The organism is Anaeromyxobacter paludicola (genome assembly GCF_023169965.1).
GTDB classification, from domain to species: Bacteria; Myxococcota; Myxococcia; order Myxococcales; family Anaeromyxobacteraceae; genus Anaeromyxobacter_B; species Anaeromyxobacter_B paludicola.
On the sequence record NZ_AP025592.1, the window covers coordinates 1,398,297 to 1,419,032 of the forward strand.

18 protein-coding genes and 1 pseudogene are annotated in these 20,736 nt (G+C 75.3%); 4 read left to right on the plus strand and 15 right to left on the minus strand.

Going from position 1 to position 20,736, the window contains the following annotated elements; translation table 11 throughout:
• Positions 1-5: 5 nt before the first annotated feature.
• From AMPC_RS06535 to lpxB, 6 genes are all read right to left on the minus strand, one after another.
• Positions 6-1,073 carry a PHP domain-containing protein gene (locus AMPC_RS06535; protein ID WP_248345346.1) on the minus strand — a complete coding sequence of 356 codons (1,068 nt, stop codon included), beginning with the start codon at positions 1,071-1,073 and terminating at the stop codon, positions 6-8.
• Positions 1,070-2,914, minus strand: coding sequence for an ABC transporter ATP-binding protein (locus tag AMPC_RS06540; RefSeq protein ID WP_248345347.1), 1,845 nt, complete (start codon positions 2,912-2,914; stop codon positions 1,070-1,072). The genes AMPC_RS06535 and AMPC_RS06540 overlap by 4 nt, the downstream gene beginning before the upstream one ends.
• Before the next feature lie 50 nt (positions 2,915-2,964).
• Positions 2,965-5,037 carry an elongation factor G gene (locus AMPC_RS06545; RefSeq protein WP_248345348.1) on the minus strand — a complete coding sequence of 691 codons (2,073 nt, stop codon included), beginning with the start codon at positions 5,035-5,037 and terminating at the stop codon, positions 2,965-2,967.
• 156 nt (positions 5,038-5,193) lie between these two features.
• Entirely contained in the window at positions 5,194-5,835 is a 642-nt protein-coding gene (locus AMPC_RS06550; RefSeq protein ID WP_318654326.1) for a MarC family protein, read from the minus strand.
• A gap of 24 nt (positions 5,836-5,859) precedes the next feature.
• A complete protein-coding gene (locus AMPC_RS06555) occupies positions 5,860-6,588 on the minus strand; it encodes a polyprenol monophosphomannose synthase (RefSeq protein WP_248345350.1) in 729 nt (242 codons plus the stop codon).
• Positions 6,585-7,721, minus strand: a complete 1,137-nt coding sequence (gene lpxB, locus AMPC_RS06560; RefSeq protein ID WP_248345351.1) for a lipid-A-disaccharide synthase — start codon at positions 7,719-7,721, stop codon at positions 6,585-6,587. Before lpxB ends, AMPC_RS06555 begins: the two co-directional genes overlap by 4 nt.
• A 145-nt stretch (positions 7,722-7,866) precedes the next feature.
• Here lpxB and AMPC_RS06565 point away from each other — a divergent pair, with 145 nt between their 5' ends.
• The 4 genes from AMPC_RS06565 to AMPC_RS06580 all read left to right on the plus strand — a co-directional run bounded on the left by AMPC_RS06565 (position 7,867) and on the right by AMPC_RS06580 (position 13,079).
• On the plus strand, positions 7,867-8,478 hold the full coding sequence (locus tag AMPC_RS06565; RefSeq protein ID WP_248345352.1) for a hypothetical protein: 612 nt from the start codon (positions 7,867-7,869) through the stop codon (positions 8,476-8,478).
• A 206-nt stretch (positions 8,479-8,684) separates the two neighbouring features.
• Positions 8,685-9,941, plus strand: coding sequence for a sensor histidine kinase (locus AMPC_RS06570; RefSeq protein WP_248345353.1), 1,257 nt, complete (start codon positions 8,685-8,687; stop codon positions 9,939-9,941).
• Positions 9,938-10,330 carry a response regulator gene (locus tag AMPC_RS06575; protein ID WP_248345354.1) on the plus strand — a complete coding sequence of 131 codons (393 nt, stop codon included), beginning with the start codon at positions 9,938-9,940 and terminating at the stop codon, positions 10,328-10,330. The genes AMPC_RS06570 and AMPC_RS06575 overlap by 4 nt, the downstream gene beginning before the upstream one ends.
• Positions 10,331-10,556: 226 nt before the next feature.
• Positions 10,557-13,079, plus strand: coding sequence for a heavy metal translocating P-type ATPase (locus tag AMPC_RS06580; RefSeq protein ID WP_318654319.1), 2,523 nt, complete (start codon positions 10,557-10,559; stop codon positions 13,077-13,079).
• Positions 13,080-13,109: 30 nt separating this feature from the next.
• Here the strand turns inward: AMPC_RS06580 and AMPC_RS06585 are convergent, their stop codons facing one another.
• The 9 genes and pseudogenes from AMPC_RS06585 to AMPC_RS06625 form a co-directional block, all read right to left on the minus strand.
• On the minus strand, positions 13,110-14,204 hold the full coding sequence (locus tag AMPC_RS06585; protein WP_248345355.1) for an alpha/beta fold hydrolase: 1,095 nt from the start codon (positions 14,202-14,204) through the stop codon (positions 13,110-13,112).
• A gap of 71 nt (positions 14,205-14,275) precedes the next feature.
• Positions 14,276-14,572: a hypothetical protein gene (locus tag AMPC_RS06590; protein ID WP_248345356.1), complete on the minus strand. Its 297-nt coding sequence runs from the start codon at positions 14,570-14,572 to the stop codon at positions 14,276-14,278.
• 171 nt (positions 14,573-14,743) lie between these two features.
• On the minus strand, positions 14,744-15,355 hold the full coding sequence (locus AMPC_RS06595) for a V-type ATP synthase subunit D (RefSeq protein ID WP_248345357.1): 612 nt from the start codon (positions 15,353-15,355) through the stop codon (positions 14,744-14,746).
• Positions 15,356-15,400: 45 nt separating this feature from the next.
• Positions 15,401-16,739, minus strand: a pseudogene (locus AMPC_RS06600) (V-type ATP synthase subunit B); the annotation flags it as partial.
• Positions 16,740-16,741: 2 nt separating this feature from the next.
• Positions 16,742-18,481 (minus strand): V-type ATP synthase subunit A, encoded by a 1,740-nt coding sequence (locus tag AMPC_RS06605; RefSeq protein WP_248345358.1) that lies wholly within the window; start codon positions 18,479-18,481, stop codon positions 16,742-16,744.
• Positions 18,478-18,870 (minus strand): V-type ATP synthase subunit F, encoded by a 393-nt coding sequence (locus tag AMPC_RS06610; RefSeq protein WP_248345359.1) that lies wholly within the window; start codon positions 18,868-18,870, stop codon positions 18,478-18,480. Before AMPC_RS06610 ends, AMPC_RS06605 begins: the two co-directional genes overlap by 4 nt.
• Positions 18,863-19,924 carry a hypothetical protein gene (locus AMPC_RS06615; RefSeq protein WP_248345360.1) on the minus strand — a complete coding sequence of 354 codons (1,062 nt, stop codon included), beginning with the start codon at positions 19,922-19,924 and terminating at the stop codon, positions 18,863-18,865. Before AMPC_RS06615 ends, AMPC_RS06610 begins: the two co-directional genes overlap by 8 nt.
• The gene (locus AMPC_RS06620; protein WP_248345361.1) at positions 19,911-20,504 is read right to left on the minus strand and encodes a hypothetical protein; all 594 of its coding nucleotides are present in this window, start codon (positions 20,502-20,504) and stop codon (positions 19,911-19,913) included. Before AMPC_RS06620 ends, AMPC_RS06615 begins: the two co-directional genes overlap by 14 nt.
• A gap of 4 nt (positions 20,505-20,508) precedes the next feature.
• On the minus strand, positions 20,509-20,727 hold the full coding sequence (locus AMPC_RS06625) for an ATPase (RefSeq protein ID WP_248345362.1): 219 nt from the start codon (positions 20,725-20,727) through the stop codon (positions 20,509-20,511).
• Positions 20,728-20,736 lie beyond the last annotated feature (9 nt).

Sequence of the window (20,736 nt, forward strand, 5' to 3'; positions counted from 1 at the left end):
CGCTTCTACTCGATGTACGCCGGGTTGGTGAAGATCCAGGGCCGGCCGCCCCAGCGCGCCTCGACCCGGTAGGCGCCGCGCGGGCACGGGCCGCCGCACTCGAAGCGGGCGCCGCCGGGCACCGGACGGGCCGCCCCGAAGGGCTGGCCGTCGCGGAGGAGAACGTAGCTCGCCCGCGAGGGCGCGGCCTGCTCGGCCGTGAAGGTGAAGGCGTCGCGCGCCGGGTCGAGCCGGAGGTCGGCGCCCCAGGCCGGCGCCACGCCGTCGAAGACGCAGGCGGCGTTCCCCTCGAGCAGGGCCGAGATCACCCGGGCGGAGTCCTCGGGGGCGTCGCCGGTGAGCCGGACCGGGACGTGCATCGAGAACGCGCGGAAGGCGGCGCGGTAGCTCGGCCAGCCGTGCGCGTCGGCGGAGCAGAGGAGCGGGTGGCGCTCGGCCGGGTCGAGGGCGTCGTAGCGGGCGAGCTCGGCGTCGGGCCGTCGGTAGAGCGCGAGGGGCGACTGCGCGTCGTCCCAGGGGAACGCCAGCACCGCCGCGAGCGCGCGCAGGAGGTGGCGGCCGTGGAGCGTGTTGCCCCAGAAGCTGTCGTTCGAGATCACCTCGAAGCCGACCCAGTCGTGCCGGCTCCAGCGGGCGAAGGGGCGCTTCGGGTGGAGCGGGTGGGCCAGCGCGGCCGCCCCGCCCAGCGCGGAGATGCTGCCGAGGGTGTCCCGGAGCCGCTCCTCCTTCGTGAGCGCGCGCGGGAGCCCGAGCCCCACGATGTGCCCGTAGGGCGAGGAGACCTCGCTCGCCTCGATGACCAGCACCCCGCCGCGCCAGCCCGCGTCCTCGGGCGCGAGCACGTTGTGATCCGAGATCACCACGAACTGGAGCCCGGCCTGGCGCGCGGCCGCCACCACCTCGTCGAGCGTCCCGCGCCCGTCGCTCTTGCGGGTGTGGACGTGGTACGCGCCCCGGACCTCGCCCGCCGGCCGCGGCAGCTCGGGCGCCCGGCGCGAGCGGATCCAGAGCCCGAACCCGGCCCAGGCGAGCAGGAGCAGCGCGAGCGCGCCGAGGGCGCGGCGCCCGCTCACGGCGCGGCCCGCACCACCGGCGCGGCCTCCCCGTGCCCGCCCTCGTAGATCCGGTAGAGCCGGGCGTACTCGCCGCCGCGCGCGACCAGCTCGTCGTGGCGGCCGGTCTCGACGACCCGCCCGCCCGCGAGGACCACGATCCGGTCGGCGCCGCGGATGGTGGAGAGCCGGTGGGCGATGACGAGGGTGGTCCGCTGCCCGCCCTCGCCCGACAGCCCCATGAGCCCCTCGAGCGCCCGCTGCACCTCGCGCTCGCTCTCGGCGTCGAGGGCGCTCGTGGCTTCGTCGAGCACCAGGATGGGCGCGTCCTTGAGGAAGGCGCGGGCGATGGCGATGCGCTGGCGCTGCCCGCCGGAGAGGAGCACCCCCTTCTCTCCGATCACGGTGTCGTAGCCGGCCGGCAGCGCGGCGATGAAGTCGTGCGCGTGCGCCATCCGCGCCGCCCGCTCCACCTCGTCCGCCGAGATGTCCGGCCGGCCGTAGGCGATGTTGGCCCGGACGCTGTCGTTGAAGAGCACGGTGTCCTGCGTGACCAGGGCCACCTGCGCGCGCAGGGCGGCGAGCGGGACCTCGCGGACGTCGAGCCCGTCCACCGTCACCCGCCCCTGCTGCACGTCCCAGAAGCGCGGCAAGAGGTTCGCGACGGTGGTCTTGCCGCCGCCGGAGGCGCCGACGAGCGCCACCACCTCGCCGCGGCGCACCTCGAAGCTCACGCCGCGCAGCACCGGCCGGTCGCCGTAGGAGAAGCCGACCTCCTCGTAGCGGATGGCGCCCTGGAACGGCGGCAGCGCGCGGGTGCCGGCGTCGGGCACGCCGCTCCGGGCGTCGAGCACCTCGAAGATCCGCTCGGCGGCGGCGGCGCCCTGCAGCGCGATCTGGCCCACCTTCCCGAGCTGCTTCACCGGCGTGTAGAGGAGCAGCACCGCGGCGACGAAGGAGAAGAACTTCCCCGCGTCGAGCTCGCCGTGGAGGATCCGGCCGCCCACCCACCAGATGGCGAGCGAGAGCCCCACCGCGGCGATGGCCTCCATGAGCGGCGAGGAGAGCGCCCGCACGAAGAAGCTGCGGCGCATGATCCGGATCCAGCGCTGGTTCTCCTCCTTGAAGCGGCGCGACTCCCACCCCTCCATGCCGAAGGCCTGCACCACCCGGATGCCGGAGATCGCCTCCTGCACCATCTCGGCGATGTGGCCGAGCGCGCCCTGCGACTGCGCGGTCACCTTCTTGAGGCGGCGCGCGAAGCGGGCGATGGGCAGGAGCGTGGCCGGCACGGCCACGAAGGCCATGAGGGAGAGCCGCCAGTCGAGCACGAAGCAGTTCACGAGCATCACCAGGATGGTGAGCCCGTCGCGGATGTAGCTCGCGAGCGCGTAGGAGACCGCCGTGTCCACCGCCTGCACGTCGGCGGAGAAGCGGCTCATGAGGTCGCCCGAGTGGCGGCGCGAGAAGAAGGCGGGCGAGAGCCGGAGCAGGTGGTCGAAGAGGGCCGTGCGCAGGTCGGCCACCACCCGCTGCGACACCATGCCCATGAGGTAGAACTGGCCGAAGTAGGCGGCCCCCTTCACCAGGGCGACGCCCACGATGATGGGCGGGAGCCAGCCGAGGAGCTGCTCGCGATCGGCGCGCGCCAGCCACCCCGGGAAGTCGAGCGACGACGGCAGGAAGCGGCCCAGGCTCGCCACCGCGCCGGTGCGCCCCGTGAAGAGGAACTCGAGCACCGGCCCGAGCAGGTTCACGTAGGCCGCGGTGGCCGCGGCCAGCACGAGCATGCAGCCGAGCGCGCCGGCGAAGCGCCAGCGGTACGGGCGGGTGAAGCCGAGCAGGCGGAGGTAGGCGCTCAAGGCGGCGCCATCCTAGAGCAGACCGGCCCCGTTGGCACCCTCGCCCTGCCCTACTCCTCGACCCCTTTGACCTTCCCCTCGGCGCGCCGCTTCTCGATGATCTTCTGCGCGATGTGCGGCGGCACCGGGTCGTAGTGGGAGGGCTCCATCGTGAAGTAGCCCGCCCCCTGCGTCAGCGAGCGCAGGTCGGCGTCGTAGCTCATCGCCTCCGCGTGCGGGCAGAGCGCCCGGACCAGCACGCCGCGGGCGACGGGCTCCATGCCCTGGACGCGGGCGCGGCGGCTGTTGAGGTCGCCCATCACCGCGCCGACGTACTCCTCCGGCACCCGGATCTCGAGCCGCATGATCGGCTCGAGCAGGATGGGGCGGGCCTCGTGGACGGCCTTCTTGAAGGCCATCGAGCCCGCCACCTGGAACGCCATGTCCGAGCTGTCCACGTCGTGGTAGCTGCCGAAGGTGAGCTTGGCCTTGAAGTCCACCACCGGGTACCCCGCGAGCGGGCCCGAGCCGATCGAGTTGCGGATGCCCTTCTCGACCGAGGGGATGAACTGGCGGGGGATGACGCCGCCGACGATGGCGTCCTCGAACTCGAAGCCCTCGCCGCGCGGCTTGGGCGAGAGCTCGACGTGGGCGTCGCCGTACTGGCCGTGCCCGCCGGTCTGCCGCTTGAACTTGCCCTGCGCCTTGGCGGGCGCGGTGATGGTCTCGAGGTAGGCCGGCGTGGGCGTGGCCAGCGTGACCTCGACCTGGTGCTTCCGCTTGAGCCGCTCGACGGTCACCTCGATGTGCGCCTGGCCCATCCCCTTGAGCAGCATCTCGCCGGTCTCGGGCGAGCGCACCAGCTCGAGCGACGGGTCCTCCTCCACGAGCTTGTGGAGCGCGGCCGCCGCCTTGTCGTCGCCGCCCTTCGAGTGCATGGCGTAGGCGACCGGCCGGTTGGGCGGGCGGAACTCGGGGAGCGCCAGCGGGTGGTCGCGGTCGCAGAGCGTGTCGCCGGTGCGCGCGTCCTTGAGCTTGAGGAGCACCACGATGTCGCCCGGTCCGGCCTCGGCGACCTCGGAGGTCTGCGCGCCGTCGGTCCGGTAGAAGTGGCCGACGCGCTCCTCGACCCGCGTCCGCGGGTTCATGAGGAGGGCGTCGTGGCGCAGCGTGCCCGAGAGGATGCGGGCGTAGTCCACCCGGCCCGCGAAGTGGTCGATGGAGGTGCGGAAGACCTGGGCCGCGAAGGGCGCCTCGGGCGTGGCCGGCACGGTGACCTCGTGGCCGCCGAGGTCCTTCCCCTTCACGATCCGGGACTCGGGGCCGGGCAGCACCTTCACCACGATGTCGAGCAGCTCGCGCAGGCCGACGCCCAGCTTGGCCGCCGAGCAGGTGACCGGCAGGAACCGCTGCGCCGCCGCCCCGGCCGCGACGCCGCGGTAGATCTCCTCGGGCGTGAGCGGCTCGCCGTCGAGGTACTTGCCGAGCAGCGCGTCGTCGGCCTCGGCGGCGGCCTCGAGCAGCGTGGTCCGGTAGGCCTCCGCCTCCGCCTTCAGCTCCGGCGGGATCTCGACCTCGGTCTCCTTGCCGAAGGTCTTGTCCACCAGCTCGGCCCGCATGGTGACGAGGTCCACGAGCCCCTTCAGCCGGGTCCCCTGCCCGATGGGGAGCACGAGCGGGACCGCCTTCACCTTGAGCGAGCTCTCGATGTCGGTGAGGGTCTTGAGGAAGTCGGCCTGCTCGTGGTCGAGCCGGCCGATGAGGCCGATGGTGGGGCGCCCCGACTCGGAGAGCACGTCGAAGGCGCGCTCGGCGTGGTTGTGGGCCCCCTCGGCGGCGGAGAGAGCGAGCACGGCCCCGTCGGTGACCTGGAGCGCCCACTCGACCTCGGTGAGGAAGGCGGCGAAGCCGGGGCAGTCGAGGGCGTGGAAGGTCCGCCCCTCGTGCTCGAAGCTCTCCGGGTGGATGCTGAGGGTGAAGTTCCGCTTCTTCTCCTCCGGCTCGGCGTCGAGGCGGGAGGTCGAGCCCTCGGCGGAGGCGCGCTTTGGATCGGCGAAGCGCAGCAGGTTCTCCACGAGGGCGGTCTTTCCAGACCCGTCGGCACCCACGATGGCGAAGGTTCGGATCACACGGTCGTTCGGCATGTATGCCCCTTGTCCGTTGTGCCTCACCTCCATTTACCACCGAAAGGGAGGAGCGGGCTGCCCCTTTTCGGGACCGCCCGGCATGCACTCCCAGGAAATTCGGGAACCTGCGCGGCGGCCGGCGGGCCGGGCGCCCAGGGCCTGCTCCACGGGCCGTCAGGCGCGCCGGATGAGCTGCGGGAGGACGTCGCCGAGCCCGTCCAGCATGAACTGGATGGCGATGGCGGCGAGCAGCAGGCCGGCCACGCGCTGGAGGATGTTCATCCCGGTGTGGCCGAGCACCCGATCCACCTGCGAGGCGCCCGCGAGCACGAGGTAGGCGGCCACCGAGGTGACCAGCACCGCGAAGAGCACCGGGAGGGTCCCCCACCACGGCCCGGAGCGGGCGCGGGTCATGAGCACCACGACCGTGGCGATGGAGCCCGGACCGGCGAGGAGCGGCATCGCCAGGGGGACGATGGCGATGTCCTCCTTGCGCGCGCCGGCCTGGACCTCGCCCTCGGTGATGCGGGCCTCCGAGGCGCGGGTCTGCAGCATGTCCACCGCCATGATGAGCAGCAGCACGCCGCCCGCGATCTTGAAGGCCGGCAGGCTGATGCCGAGCGCCCGGAAGAGCGCGGCGCCGGCGACGGCGAAGCCGGTGAGCACGAGCCAGGTGACGAAGGCGGCGCGGCGCGCCACCCCGCGCCGGCGCACCGGGTCCACCTCGCTCGTCATGGCGAGGAAGAAGGGCACGGCCGCGACCGGATCGACCACCACGAAGACGGCCGAGAGCGCGACGAACCCGTTGTAGAGCACCTGCCGCAACGCCGACCCTTCCGCCTAGTGGAACCCGCTCAGGCGAATGGACCACACCTTCGCGATCGCTTCCAGCACGATCCGCCGCGACATCTTGGACTGGCCAACCCGCCGGTCCACGAAGGTGATGGGGAGCTCGCGGATGCGGAAGCCCTTGCGCGCCGCGCGGAAGGTGAGCTCGATCTGGAAGGCGTAGCCCGAGCACTGCACCGTCGGCAGGTCGATGGCCTCGAGCACCTCGCGCCGGAAGCACTTGAAGCCGCCGGTGAGGTCGCGCACCTCGAGCCCGAGGATGGTGCGGGCGTACAGGCTCCCGCCCTTCGAGAGCAGCCGCCGGCCGAGGCCCCAGTTCACCGTCCCGCCGCCCGGCACGTTGCGCGAGCCGAGCACGAGGTCGGCGTCCTTCGAGAGCGCGAGCATGGCCGGCAGGTACTTCGGGTCGTGGGAGAAGTCGGCGTCCATCTCGAGCACGCGCTCGTACCCGCGCGCGAGCGCCCAGGCGAAGCCGGCGAGGTAGGCCTTGCCCAGCCCCTCCTTGCCGGCCCGGTGCAGCACGTGGACGCGGCCGGTCCGCGCGGCCAGCCCGTCGGCCAGCGCCCCGGTGCCGTCGGGCGAGTTGTCGTCGATGACGAGGACGTCCACCTCCGGCGTCGCCGCCAGGATGGCCTCCACGATGGGGGCGAGGTTGTCGCGCTCGTTGTAGGTGGGCAGGCAGACCAGCGCCGGCCGGCGGTCGTTGTCGGGGTGGGTCATCGGAGTGCTCCCGCGATCTCCTCGGCCACGCGGCGCGCCGCCCCCGGGCCGCCGAGGGAGCTGCGCACCTCGGCGAGGCCGGCGAGCTGCGCCGCCCGGGCGGCCGGGTCGTCGAGCAGGTGGGTGATCTCTCGCGCCATCCGCTCCGGGCTCGCCTCGCGCTGGAGCAGCTCCGGCACGAGGCGGCGCCCGGCGAGGATGTTCACCAGGGCGAAGTGGGCGAGCCGGACGAACGCGCGCCCGATGAAATAGGAGAGCCAGGAGAGCCGGTAGACCACCACCATCGGCCGCAGCATCAGGGCGGTCTCGAGGGTGGAGGTGCCGCTCTTCACCAGCGCCGCGTCGCTCGCGCCGACCGCCTCGTCGGCCCGGCCGTCCACGAGCTTCACCGGGAGCGCCGGGTGGCGCGTGAGGTAGGGCGCGAGGGCGGCCGCGGCCAGCGTCGGGGCGACCGGCACGACGAACTGCGCGTCGGGGTGGCCGGCGCGGATCCGCTCGGCGGCCTCGAGCATGGGCGGGAAGATGCGCGCCAGCTCGCTCGGCCGGCTGCCGGGGACGAGGGCCACCGTGGTCCGGGAGGCCTCGAGGCCGAGGGCGGCCCGGTACGCGGCCGGGGCCGCCGGGGCGGGCCGCTCCGCGAGCGGGTGGCCGACGAAGCGGGCCGAGACGCCGGTCCCCTCGTAGAAGCGCTCCTCGAAGGGGAGGATGCAGAGCATCCGATCCACCACCCGGGCGATCTGGCGGGCCCGGCCGCGGCGCCAGGCCCAGATCATGGGGGAGACGTAGTAGACGACCGTCACCCCGAGCCGCTTGAGCCGCTTCGCGAGCCGCAGGTTGAAGTCGGGCAGGTCCACGAGGAGCGCCACGCGGGGCCGGCGCGCCTCGGCCGCCCGGGCGACGTCGCGCAGGATGCCGAGGATGCGCGGGATGGCGGGGAGCACCTCGGCGAACCCCATCACCGAGATGGCCTCGGCCGGGTGGAGGGCCTCCAGCCCGGCCGCCCGGAGCCGCGGCCCGCCGACGCCGAAGGCCCGCACGTCCGGGCGGAGCTGGCGCAGCTCCTCCAGCACGCGCGCCGCGTGCAGGTCTGCGCTCGCTTCCCCAGCGACGACGAGGATCTCCGGGCCGGACACGGCGCGGCTTATAGCACGCCCGTTCCGGCCATCGGGGCGTGCCCGGCGGGCCGCGTCGCCACGGCGCCGCCGCGCCCCCGTCAGATTCCTGACGCGTTCCGCGCCCGATGTGTAAGATGATCCCGCGCTCGGGGGAGGCGCGCCGATGACCCCACACCTGTACTACTCGGCCCGGACCGGCGCGGCGCCGCTGTCGTTCGAGGAGCTGAAGCCCCAGGTGGTCGCCGTCCTGCGCCACCTCCGGCGCGAGGGCTTCTTCCAGGAGTGGATGGGGGTGGAGTGCCCGTCGGGCTTCACGCCCGGCCGGCTCGGCCCCGAGCCGCGGCAGCAGCTCGAGCTGCTCGCCGGGCGCGCCGGGCTCTTCCCGGTCGAGGCGCGCTGGCGCGGCTACGGCGAGCCCGAGCTCTTCGACGTCATCGAGCTCCTGTACGACCACGTTTCGCGCCCGCTCTCCCCGGGGCGCTGGCACGACCACCCGGAGTGCGGCTGGCACTACGTCGCCTTCGACCGCGCCGGCGGGCGGGAGGTGATGCGCCGCTACCTCGCCCCCCTGCTGGCGCGGTACGGCGGGGGCGTCCAGCTCGACGAGGCGGGCCTCTCCCGGCGAGAGGCCCGGAGCGACGGCGACGAGGTGGTGGTCATCGACGTCCGGTACCAGGCCACCCCGATCATGCGGGTCCCGGCGAGCCGCGCCCCGGCGGCCGCCGCGTCCCTGCCTGCCTTCCCGGCCCGGCGAGCGCTGCCCCAGGGCACCTGACCTCCGCCCCGGGGTGAAATCGCCACCTGCCCCGTATTGGGCAGGCGCGAAGAACCGCGCACGCTGCGATGATGGGCCGGGAGCCGTCTGCGCGATCCGTGCCTGCCACGCCACAGCCACCCGGGCCGCCGGGCCCCATCCACGGCCTGCCGCCGCCGGAGCCGTCGGGAGCCCACCCGCCGACGTCGCCGCTCCCGGTTCCCGGAGTGACCCCGCTGCGCATCGCCACGCTGTACGCCCTCATCGGCGCCATCTGGATCCTCTTCTCCGACCGGCTGATGGAGGCGCTGGTGGAGGATCCGGTCCAGCGGGGCTACTACGCCACCGCCAAGGGCTGGGGGTACGTCTTCGTCACCGCGGTCCTGCTCTACGCCCTCATCCGCCACGGCTCGGCCGGCCTGCGCCGCATCGAGCGGCAGATGCGGGCGGTGGTGGACAGCATGAGCGACGGCGTGCTGGTGGTGGACCGGGACCTGCGCGTCGTGGCGGCCAACCCCGCGGCGGCCGAGCTGCTCGGCCATCCTCCGCAGGACCTGCTCCGGAACCTGTCGGAGCTCGCCGGCGGCGGCCGGCTCCGCGACGAGGACGGGAAGCCCATCCCGCTCGAGCGCCTCTCGACCCGCCGCGCCCTCGCCGGCGAGTCGGTCCACTACGAGGCGCGCTACCTGCGGCCGGACGGGCGCGAGGTGTTCCTGCGGGTCTCGACGGCGCCCGTGCGGGGCGAGGAGCAGGGGCCGGTCCGGCTCACGGTGGCGGTGCTGCGCGACCGGACCGAGGAGAAGCGGTTCGAGGACCTGCGCGAGGAGTTCTTCTCGACCGCGGCGCACGAGTTCAAGACGCCGCTCGCGGTGGTGAAGGCCTACGCGCAGCTCATCTCCAAGCGGCAGGAGAGCGAGCGGCCCGCCCTGCAGACCGTCATCCGGCAGGTGGAGCGGCTCAACCGCCTGGTGCAGCACCTGCTCGAGGTCTCGCGCTTCCGGCTCGGCAACGCCGAGCTGCGCCGGACCGCCTTCGACCTCGTGCCGCTGGCGGACGAGGTGGTGCAGCGGATGCAGGCCGTGGCCTCGGGGCACCGGCTCCGCTTCCACCCCTGCCCCGCCGCCCCGGTGAACGCCGACCGGGAGCGCGTGGAGCAGGTGCTCGTGAACCTCATCGACAACGCGGTCCGCTTCTCCCCGGAGGGCGGCGACGTGGACGCGACGGTGCGCGTCACCGAGGGCCAGGCGGTGGTCTCGATCCGGGACCGCGGCCTCGGCATCCCGGCGGACCGGCAGCCGCACGTCTTCGAGCGCTTCTACCGCGCCCACGCGGGCACCTCCGAGGACTACGGCGGGCTAGGCGTCGGGCTCGAGATGAGCCGGGAGATCGTCGCCCGCCACGGCGGCCGGATCTGGTTCGAGAGCGAGCCGGGCGAGGGGTCCACCTTCTCCTTCAGCCTCCCGCTCGCCGAGGAGACCACATGACGGGCCGACGCGACGTGCTGGTGGTCGAGGACGACGCCGACCTGTCGGCGCTCATGGAGATGGTGCTCCTCGACGCGGGCTTCACGGTGCGCCGCGCCGCCGACGGGCTGGAGGCGCTCGAGCAGGTCGAGGCGGCGATGCCGGGGGTGATCCTGCTCGACATGCGGATGCCGCGCATGAACGGCTGGGAGTTCGCCCGCGAGTTCCGGCGGCGCTGGGACCGCGGCGCGCCCATCCTCGTCATCACGGCGGCCGAGAACGCCAAGGCGCGCGCCACCGAGATCGGGGCCGAGGGCTGGCTCGAGAAGCCGTTCGACCTCGACGACGTCATCGCGGCGGTGAGCCGCTACGTCCCGCCGGCCCCGGCCCGCCCCGCGCCGGGGATCTGAGGGCGCCGGCCGGGACCCCCGTCCCGTCGCGCGGCCCGGCCCCGGGGCAGCCCGCGCCCCTTCGTGAACCGCCCGGGCGGCGACCGGCTCCCACGCAGGCGGCCCGGACCGTCACCCCGGCGGTCACGCCGTGGCCGGCGGCGTCACCGTCGCCGGCGCGCTTCGGCGGCCCCGGCGCGGAATGCGTGCGGCCCGCGCCGTGCAACGACTAGGATCCCGGACCCCCATGACCGAGAACGCGCCCACCTCCCTCGCCGCCGCCGCCACGCCTCCCGCGCCCCACGACCCGGTCTGCGGGATGGAGGTCGATCCCGCCACCGCCCCGGGCGGCACCGTCACCCGCGGCAAGCTCGTGCTGCCGTTCTGCGGCGCGCGCTGCCGCGAGCGGTTCGAGGCCGCGCCCGAGGACTTCCTCTGGAAGGACCCGGTCTGCGGCATGGAGGTGAACCCGAAGGCGCCCAAGGGCGGCCGCCTGGAGCACGCCGGCCGGGCCTACGGCTTCTGCAGCCCCAAGTGCCTCGCGAAGTTCGCGGCCGATCCGGAGGGCTTCCTCGCCCGCGGGCCCGGCTCGATGGCCGGCCCGGCGCCGGCCGCGCCTCCCGGCGGCGAGGTGGTCTGGGTCTGCCCGATGGATCCCGAGGTCCGCGAGAAGGAGCCGGTCCCGTGCCCGATCTGCGGCATGGCGCTCGAGCCGATGGTGGTGGGCGGGATGCCGCTCGCCGACGAGCGCAACCCCGAGCTCGAGAACATGAGCCGCCGCTTCTGGTGGGGCCTCGGGCCGACCGCCCTGGTCCTGCTCCTCGCGATGGGCGACATGCTGCTCGGGATGCCGCTCACCCACGGCCTCGGGGCGCGGCCGTTCGCCCTCGTCCAGCTCGCCCTCTCCTCTCCGGTGGTGCTCTGGGCGGGCTGGCCGTTCTTCGAGCGGGCCTGGGTCTCGCTCCGCAGCCGCCGCTTCAACATGTTCACGCTCATCGGCCTCGGGACCGGCGCCGCCTACACCTTCAGCGCGGCGGCGGCCCTGCTCCCGGCCGAGGCGTTCCCGGAGGCGTTCCGCGGCCACGGCGGCGCGGTGCCGGTCTACTTCGAGTCGGCGGCGGTCATCGTGGAGCTGGTCCTGCTCGGGCAGGTGCTCGAGCTCAAGGCCCGCAGCCGCGTGTCGGGCGCGCTCCGGGCGCTGCTCGGGCTCGCCCCCAAGACGGCGCGCCTGGTGCGCCCCTCCGGCGAGGAGGTGGACCTGCCGGTCGAGGAGGTGCGGCCGGGAGACCGGCTGCGCGTCCGCCCCGGCGAGAAGGTCCCGGTGGACGGGCGGGTGCTCTCCGGCGGCTCGTCGGTGGACGAGTCGATGGTCTCGGGCGAGCCGATCCCGGTGGAGAAGCGGCCCGGCGATCCGGTGACCGGCGCGACGGTGAACGGAAACGGCGGCTTCGTGATGGAGGCCGAGCGGGTGGGCAAGGACACCCTGCTCGCGCAGATCGTCCGGATGGTCGGCGACGCCCAGCGGAGCCGGGCCCCCATCCAGCGGCTCGCGGACGAGGTGGCCGGCTGGTTCGTGCCGGCGGTGGTGACGGCGTCGGTGCTCGCCTTCGCGGCCTGGGCGCTCCTCGGCCCGGACCCGCGGCTCGCCCACGCGCTGGTGGCCGCCGTGGCGGTCCTCATCATCGCCTGCCCGTGCGCGCTCGGGCTGGCGACGCCGATGGCCATCATGGTGGGGACCGGCCGCGGCGCCGCCGCGGGCGTGCTGGTGAAGAACGCCGAGGCGCTGGAGCGGTTCGAGAAGGTGGACGTGCTCCTCGTGGACAAGACCGGCACGCTCACCGAGGGCAAGCCGCGCCTCACGGAGGTGGCGGCCGCCGAGGGGGTCGAAGAAGAGGAGGTGCTGCGGGTGGCGGGGGCGCTCGAGCGCGGGAGCGAGCACCCGCTCGCGGCGGCCATCCTCGCGGGGGAGCGGGAGCGGCTCGGCGGCGCGACGGGCGCGCTCGAGGTCCAGGACTTCCGCGCCGTGCCCGGGAAGGGGATCGAGGCCCAGGTGGCCGGGCGGCCCGCCGCGCTCGGGAGCGCCACCTTCCTCGCCGGGCTCGGCGCCGACACCTCCCCGCTCCACTCCCGCGCCGACGGGCTCCGCGCCCGGGGCGCCACGGTGGTGTTCCTGGCGGTCGGCGGGCGGCTCGCGGGGCTGCTCGCGGTGGAGGATCCGGTGAAGCCGTCGGCCGCCGGCGCGGTGAAGGCGCTGCGCGAGGAGGGGCTGCGGGTGGTGATGGTCACCGGCGACAGCCGCGCCACCGCGCTCGCGGTGGCCGCCGCGGTCGGGATCGACGAGGTGGAGGCGGAGGTGCTGCCGCAGGAGAAGGCGGCGGTGGTGGCGCGCCACAAGGGCGCGGGGCAGCGGGTGGCCATGGCCGGCGACGGCATCAACGACGCCCCGGCGCTCGCCGCCGCCGACGTCGGGGTGGCCATGGGCACCGGGACCGACGTGGCGATGGAGAGCGCCGGGCTCACGCTCGTGAAGGGGGACCTCGGGGGCATCGTGCGCGCCCGCCGGCTCTCGCGGGCGGTGATGCGCAACATCCGCCAGAACCTCTTCTGGGCCTTCGCCTACAACGTGGCCGGGGTGCCGCTCGCGGCGGGGGTGCTCTACCCCTGGTTCGGCGTGCTCCTCAGCCCGATGATCGCCAGCGCCGCGATGAGCTTCTCGAGCGTGACGGTCATCGGGAACGCGCTGCGGCTGCGGCGGGTGCGGCTGGGGTAGCGCCAGACCCGGCGTCGGGCTCGAGCGGCGTCAGCGGCCGTCCAGCTCGCGCAGCAGCTCCAGGAGGTAGGGCTTCCAGACGGCGGCCAGCGCGAGCGTGTTGTGCCCCCGCGTCCGCTCGCTCGCGGGGACGAGGACGAACCGGCCGCGCGGCACCCGCTTCACGAGGGGCTCCACCGGGATCTCGGCCGGGTTGATCGCGTCGTCGGCGAAGTTCAGCGCCAGGACGCGGGCGCGGATGGCGGTGAGCCCCGGCTCCGGATCGTAGTCCCACGACGACTCCACCCAGTAGAGGAAGTCGTTGGTGTCGTGCCTCTCCATCCCGGCGCGGAGCTCGTCGTAGAGCGCCAGCGCCGCCTTGCGGGTGGGGCCGCGGGACTGCAGGCGCGCGGGGCTGTCGAGCATCATGGGCCAGAGCGGCGCGGTGGCGAGCCATCCCTTCGGCTGGGAGGAGTAGTCGCCCCCGCGCCACTCCGGGTCGGCGCGGATCGCCTGCGTCAGGATGTGCCGGAAGAGCAGGTTGCGCCCCGAGATGGCGATGGGCTGGCAGGCGATCGGCATGGCGGCGTCCACCCTGTCCGGGTAGCGCTCCGCCCACATCCACGTCTGCATCCCGCCCATCGAGGTGCCGGCGACGAGCCGCAGCCGGTCCACGCCCAGCCCCTGCGTCACGAGCAGGTACTGCAGCGCCACCACGTCGCCGTAGCCGTACCTCGGAAAGCGCGCCCGCAGTCCGTCGCTCGGCTTGGTCGAGCCGCCCCGGCCCAGCCCGTCCGGCAGGATCACGTACCAGCGCGAGGCGTCGAGCGGCTGGCCCGGCCCGAAGAGCTCGCCGGCGATGGTCGGGACGAGCAGGCTGCGGCTGGTGCCGCTCGTTCCATGCAGGAGCAGGACCGCGTTGGTCACCCGCCCGGCGGCGTCTCGCCGAGGCGTGCCGAGGGTGACGTAGTGGAGCCGGACCGTCGCCAGGGTCTCGCCGCCCTGGAAGCGGAAGTCGCGCGCTTCCCAGTCGCCTTCCTTCTGGCCCGGGTAGCTCGGCGCGGTCCCTTCCGCCTCGGCCGGACCGGCGGCGACCCAGAGAGACAGGGCGGCCAGCGCCCCGATCGCGCGACGTCGCTCGCCCATCCTCGGCCTCCTCCCGGTGGAGAAGCGAGGATGGGCGGGGCGCGGGGCGGCGGCACGTCATGCTTGGGGGGCTACTTCGCCTCGGCCTTGGCCGCCTTCGCGGGGGCGTTCACGAGCGCCCCGACCGCCGCGCCGGCGGCCGCGCCGCCGATGGCGAACAGCGAGCCGACGCCGACCACGCCCATCGCGGTGCTGAAGTAGATGAGGGCGCGGACCAGGAAGGTGGGGTGCAGCGGCGTGCCGAAGATGCCGCCCGCCAGGAGCACGCCCGCGAAGCCGCCGTAGTACATCGCGGGAAGGAGGCCGGCGAAGAGGAAGAGGACGAGGCCGGCGCCGGCGCCAACGAGGGTCGAGGTCTTGCGGGTCATGGCGTTCTCCTTCGGTGCTGCGTGGTGGCTGGTTGGCGAGAGGGAGTGCATCGGGCCTGCCAGGGGAAGACGCCCGTCGTTCCGCGCGCTTGAGCCGGCCCGTGTCGGGATTTCCGGACGGCGTGGCGGGAGGCGGCGACGGGCCGGGCCGGGCCGCCCCTCGCCGGGGCGCTAACCCCTCCCCCTCCGGAGCCGCACCACGTCCTCGCGCCCCTGCTCCTCGAGGGCGAGCGCGATGCGGGCGGCCTCCGAGCCGAGCCGCGGCAGCACCAGCTGCTCGAGGGCGTTGATGCGCCGGCTCGTCTCCTGGATCTCCTCGCCGAGCCGCTTGAGGTGCAGCTCGCGGGTGGCGAAGCCGAGCAGCACCTCGAGCGCCTCCTCGTGCAGCCGGGCGGCCTCGATCGCCATGGCGCTCCAGTCGCCGAGCGGGGTGCCGCGCGTCTCGGGCGCGCGGGTCACCGGCGGCGCGGTCACCTTGGGCACCGCCACGCCCCAGACCTGCCCCTCCTCCACCGCCACCGCGACGTCGCGGCGCGCCGGGAGCGCGAGCGACTCGAGCCAGGCGGGGCCGTCGGCGCAGCGGGCCAGGGTGAGCGCCCCCGCGGCGGCGGCGAGCCGCTCGTCGAGCCGGGTGCGGGCCTCCACCACCTCGTTCATGAGCCGGAAGAACTCGGCCGCGAGCACCTCACGCTTGCCGCGCAGCAGCTTCGCGCCCTGGCGGGCGATCGAGAGCCGCGCCCGCACCTCCATGAGCCCCATGCGCGTCGTCGCGATCCGCTCCATGCGACCCTCCCTCCAGGCGCCGCCGGTACCGCTCGACCAGCTCCCGCTTCACGCGGGTGAGCGCGTCGTCGGGGAAGCCGTCGAGCATCCGCCACCCGAGATCGAGGGTCTCCTCGATGGTCCGGAAGGTGTCCCCCTGGTTCAGGAACTCGCGCTCGAAGCGGTCGGCGAACTCGAGGTGGCGCTTCTCGTCCTGGCCGAGGTTGCCCCGGCCCACGATGGCCGCCATGCGCCGCACGTCGCGGCCGCGCGCGTACGCCGCGTAGAGCTGGTCGGCGAGCCCGCGGTGGTCCTCGCGGGTGCGCCCCTTGCCGATGCCGGCGTTCATGAGCCGGGCGAGCGAGGGCAAGGGGTCGATGGGCGGGTAGACGCCGGCCCGGTCGAGGTCGCGCGAGAGCACGAGCTGCCCCTCGGTGATGTAGCCGGTGAGGTCGGGGATGGGGTGGGTGATGTCGTCGTCGGGCATGGTGAGCACCGGGAGCTGCGTCACCGATCCCGGCTTGCCCGCCACCCGCCCCGCCCGCTCGTAGAGGGTGGCGAGGTCGGTGTACATGTAGCCCGGGTAGCCGCGCCGGCCCGGGATCTCCTCGCGCGCGAGCGCCACCTCCCGCAGCGCCTCGCAGTAGCTCGTCATGTCGGTGAGCACCACGAGCACGTGCATGCCGTGGACGAAGGCGAGGTGCTCCGCCGCGGTGAGCGCGCAGCGCGGCGTCATGAGCCGCTCGATGGGCGGGTCGTCGGCCCGGTTGAGGAAGAGCACGGTCCGGTCGAGCGCCCCCGACTCGGTGAACGACTCGAGGTAGGCGGCGCAGTCGCGGTGCGGCGCGCCGATGGCGGCGAACACCACCGAGAACGGCTCGCCCCCGTGCACCCGCGCCTGCCGCGCGATCTGCGAGGCGAGCCGGGCCGCCGGGAGCCCGGCGCCGGAGAAGATGGGGAGCTTCTGCCCGCGCACCAGGGTCTCGAGCCCGTCGATGGTGGAGAGCCCGGTCTCGATGAACTCCTCGGGCTTGGCGCGCCGCACCACGTTGATGGCCGAGCCCTGGATGCCGACCCGCGCCTCGGGGACCGGCGGCGGCAGCCCGTCCACCGGCCGCCCGGCGCCGTCGAAGGCGCGCCCGAGCAGGTCCTGCCCCACCCCGAGCGAGGCCACCTCGCCGGCGAGCTCCACCTCCGAGGAGGCGGGGGCGATGCCGCGGGTCTCCTCGAGCACCTGGATCACCGCCCGGCCCCGGTCGAGCTCGATGACCTGCCCGCGCCGCTCCCCCTGCGGGAAGCGGATGCGGACCAGCTCGCCGAGCCGCGCCCGCCGCGCCTCCTCGAGGAAGAGCAGCGGGCCGGCGATGCCGGATGCCGAGCGGAGCCTGCGGGTCACGAGATCCATGGTCACTCCGCCGAAAGGCGCGACAGCGCCGCGTCCACCTCGCCCCGCAGCGCCGGCCCCACCGCGTCGAGGTCGTCGTCGGGGGTCTCCCCGAGCCGGAGGAACCGCTCGTCGAGCCGCGCCTCGAGGATCGAGCGCAGCGGCACCCCGTCCTTCACCGCCTTCGCGGCGGTGCGGTGGAACGAGAGCGTGAGGTCGAGCATCCAGGCCGCCTTGCGCGGGGAGCAGGTCTGGTCGACCTCGTGGTAGGCGTTCTGGCGCAGGAAGCCCTCCCGCAGGAGCCGCGCCGACTCGATGCAGAGCCGCTCCTCGTCCTGCAGCGACTCGAGCCCGACGAGCTGCGCCACCTCCTGCAGCTCGCGCTCGCGCTGCAGGAGCGCCATCGCCTCGTCGCGCAGCCCGCGCCAGCGCTCGCCCGCCTTCTGCTCGAACCAGCCGGCCAGCGCCGGGGCGTCGAGGGTGAAGCTGCGGGTCCAGTCGATGGCCGGGAAGTGGCGCCGGTGCGCCAGGTCGGCCGAGAGCGCCCAGAGCGCGCTCGCCACCCGCAGCGAGGCCTGGGTCACCGGCTCGGAGAAGTCGCCGCCCGGCGGCGACACGGCGCCCACCAGCGTGACCGACCCCTCCGCGCCGCCGAGGGTCTCCACGCGCCCGGCCCGCTCGTAGAACTGCGCGAGGCGCGAGGCGAGGTAGGTGGGGTAGCCCTCCTCGCCCGGCATCTCCTCGAGCCGCGACGAGATCTCGCGCAGGGCCTCGGCCCAGCGCGAGGTGCTGTCGATCATGAGCGCCACCGAGCGGCCCTGGTCGCGGTAGTACTCGGCGATGGTGACGCCGGTGTAGATGGAGGCCTCGCGCGCCGCGACCGGCATGTTGCTCGTGTTGACCACCAGCACCGTCCGGTTCATGAGCGGCCCGCCGGTGCGCGGGTCCTCGAGGCGCGGGAACTCGTCCAGCACCTCGGCCATCTCGTTGCCGCGCTCGCCGCAGCCGACGTAGACCACCACGTCGGCGGCGGCGAACTTGGCGAGGCTCTGCTCGAGCACCGTCTTGCCGGTCCCGAAGCCGCCCGGGACGATGGCGGCGCTGCCGCGCGCGAGCGGGAAGAAGCAGTCGAGGACCCGCTGCCCGGTGAGGAACGGGACGCCCGGGTCGAGCCGCCGGCGCGCGGGGCGCGGGCGGCGCACCGGCCAGCGGTGCGTGAGGGCGAGGAGGCGGCCCCCCTCGATCTGCAGCACCGGGTCGTCCGGGCCGGCGTCGCGCGGCCCCACCTCGAGCACCACGCCGCCGGCGTCGGGCGGGGCGAGCACCGGCTCGGCCGCCCCGCCCGGCTCGCGCGCGGTGCCGATCTCCTGGCCGCCCGCGATCCGCTCGCCGGGGCGCACCGCGGGCTCGAAGCGCCAGCGGCGGGCGCGGTCCACGGCCGGGGCGGTGAGGCCGCGCGCGAGGAGGTCGCCGGCCCGGGCGGCGAGCTGCGCGAGCGGGCGCTGCACGCCGTCGTAGACCTGCCCGAGCAGCCCCGGCCCGAGCTCCACCGTGAGCGGCTCGCCGGTCGGCTCGGCCGGCTCTCCCAGCTCGAGCCCGGTGGTGTCCTCGTAGACCTGGAGCGTCGCGTCCTCGCCCTCGATCCGGATCACCTCGCCGATCAGCCGCTCCCGCCCCACGAGCACGATCTCGTTGAGCCCGACCGCGCCGAGGCCGCGCGCCACGGCGGCCGGTCCGGCGATGCGCACCAAGGTTCCGGTCACGGCCTCGCCCTCCCCGACAGCTTCACCTGGTACCCGATGGCGCGGCGGACCAGCGCCGCCGCGTAGGCCTGGCCCGGCCCCTCCCCCGCGCCGCCGCGCGGCAGCGAGAAGGGGAGCAGCACCGGGACCGGCCGCTCCGAGAGCCGCTTCAGCACCGGCTCGGGGACCTCCGCCACCACCCGCTCCTCCACCGCCACCACGCCCATCTCCGGCCGGGACAGGAAGGCCCGCAGCTTCGCCGCCTCCTCGCCCGGACCGACCTCCACCACCTCGACCCCCGCGAGCCGGAAGCCGAGCCCCTCGCCGGGCCTGACCGCGACCGCCACGATCCGGTCGGCCCGCCGCGGCGCGGCCGTCGCGCCCGCGGCGCCCTGTCCGAGCTCAGCCATGCGCCCCCTCGAGCAGGTCGGCGAGCCGCGCCGCCGGGAGCCCCGGCCCCGGTCCGGCCAGCGCCAGCCGCACGCGCCCCCGCTCCGCGCGCGCGGCGGCGAGGTAGGCGAGCGGCACCGCCAGCGAGGACGGCGCGGCGCGGGCCGCCCGGTGCAGGCGGCGCAAGGGCAGCTCCTGGCGGAGCCGATCCCGCTCGCCCGGCTCGCCGCTCACGACCGCCCCGGCGCCCGCCCCGAACCGCCGCTCGGCGAGGGCCGCGAGCAGCGGGAGCCGCTTCGCGAGCGGCAGCTCGGCCAGCGAGTCGAGCCGCTCGACGGGCAGGTCGCCGCCGGGGACGAGGTCGGCCACCGGCCCGCCCGCCCCGGCGCGCCGGGCGTGGCGCCGCTCCACCCGCAGCGGCCGCGAGAACCGGGGCGCGAGGGCGATCGACGACGGGGCCGCCGCGGCCGGGGCCACCACGGCCTCCGTGAGCACCGCCAGGTTGGCGAGGTCCGCCTCGTCGGCCACGGCGGCCGCCAGCACCCGCCCGTCCTCGCCCCCGGCGCGCCGCGCCGCGAGGGCGGCCTCCGCGAAGGCGCGCTGCGAGAGGGCCCGCTCGAGCGGGAGGAGGTGCTCGGCCCGCTTGCCGGGGAGCTTGAGCGGGCGCGTCGCCCGGCCGGCGAAGCCGGAGAGCTCGCGCAGCGCGGCCGCCGCGGCCGGCAGGTCGTGCGCCCGCAGCAGCGGCTCGAGCTCGCGCGCCGCGCAGGTGAGCGGCGCCCCGGCGGCGGCGCGCACCTCCGCCTCGGTCAGGCCGCGCGAGATGGCGCGCAGCGCGGCCCGGAGCGCGCGCGAGTCGTCGAGGGCGAGCCAGGCGAGGAGCAGCGCCTTCTGCCGCCGCCCCTCCACCCACGAGAGGATCCGCCGCGGCTCGTCGGCCGCCCGCGCCAGGAGCGCCGTCGCCGCCTCCACGCGCTCGCGCCCGCGCTCCACGGCGAGCTCGCGGAGCTCGCCGCGGCCCCAGAGGCGGCTCCGGAGCGCGCCCAGCTTCGCGTTCGCGAAGTCAAGCCGGGCCATCGCGCCCTCCCAGGAGCCGGTCCGCGATCTCCACCTCGCGCAGCGCGAAGGCCCGCTCCAGCCGGGCGGCGAAGCTGCCGTCCAGGGTGGCGCGCTCCGCCTCGAGCACCGCGCCCCCGCGCGGCTCGGGCCAGGCCCGCACGGCGCAGCGGGAGGCGAGCTCCGGGTGGGCCCGGGAGACGAACAGGGTGACGGCCGGGACGGCGCCCGGATCGACGTGGAGCGTGAGCGGCCCCTCGGGCGCGGCCGCCAGGAGCTCCTCCGCGACCCGGATGGCCGACTCGCGGGTGGCCCGCCGCGGCAGGGCCTCGGCGCAGGCCCGGCGGGCCTCGTCGAGGAGCCGCCGCTGCTCCGTCAGCCGCTCGCGGCGGGCGGCCGCCTCGGCCCGCGCCCGCTCCGCGGCCCGGCGCCGGTCGGCGAGGGCGCGGGCCCGGGCGAGCGCCTGCGCGCGCTCCGCGGCGGCGGCGCGCCGCGCCTCCTCCTGGAGCCGCGCCGCCTCGCGCTCCGCCGCGGCGACGAGCTCGGAGGACTGCCGGCGCACCTCCTCCTCGAGGGCGCGGACCAGCTCCGGCGCGCCCATGGGGTCACGCCTTCGCGGTGAGCATCAGGACCGCCACCACGAACCCGAGGATGACGAGCGTCTCCGGGATGGCGAGCATCACCAGGATGGCGCCGCGCAGCTCGGGCTTCTCGGAGAGCGCGCCGGCGCCGGCCGAGCCGATGCGCGACTGCACCCAGGCGGTGGCGAGCGCGCAGATGCCGACCGTGGCCGCGGCGGAGCAGACGATGAAGATCTTGTCCATGGGGACCCC